The sequence below is a fragment of the Gluconobacter sp. P1D12_c genome, assembly GCF_018812105.1.
GTDB lineage: Bacteria > Pseudomonadota > Alphaproteobacteria > Acetobacterales > Acetobacteraceae > Gluconobacter > Gluconobacter oxydans_A.
Genome location: NZ_JACSIQ010000304.1, coordinates 1 through 513, shown reverse-complemented (window position 1 = coordinate 513; position 513 = coordinate 1). Strand labels below are relative to the sequence as shown.

General features: G+C 36.3%; 2 protein-coding genes. Both read right to left on the bottom strand.

The window, feature by feature from the left end; genetic code table 11:
- Nucleotide 1: 1 nt before the first annotated feature.
- Nucleotides 2-214 carry a hypothetical protein gene (locus KP705_RS16875; protein WP_215765097.1) on the bottom strand — a complete coding sequence of 71 codons (213 nt, stop codon included), beginning with the start codon at nt 212-214 and terminating at the stop codon, nt 2-4.
- A 42-nt stretch (nt 215-256) separates the two neighbouring features.
- A partial coding sequence (locus tag KP705_RS16870; protein WP_215765096.1) for a hypothetical protein occupies nt 257-513 on the bottom strand: 257 nt, incomplete at its 5' end.

Below are 513 nucleotides of genomic sequence, written 5' to 3'. Positions count from 1 at the left end.
CTCATGACAACGATCCAAAAAATTTCACGCAAATCCTTGAGAGTCTTCTTTTAAAATCATCAGACGTACAATTTTCCAAATCTAAATTATCGATACTCGAATACAAACCATCCTTGTCACATTCTTCTAAATCTTTAACCCAAAGGCGTATCTCATCTTTATTGTCATTAACAAAAACACACTCGTAACAAAAATCATCCTCGTCATCGTTCAAATATTCGTTGAATCTTAAAACACCCTATCCCCTGCTTTCTATTTAATCCAAAAACAAAGAAGAATGCGAAGGAAGACAACGCAAATAATCTCTATAACTTTTCACATCCTTCACAGGAAAAGAATGGTCAATATAATGGTCATGCAAACAAGTCATGATATCGTAAGGCTTTTCCCAACCGCAATAAACCTCGACCCCATTCCCAAACATATAACGAATAGCCTTGGTCTCATAACGTGCCTTCAATCGCACAGCCTTTATATTGAACAGATTTTCAAGCCTCTGTACTTCTCTCTCTA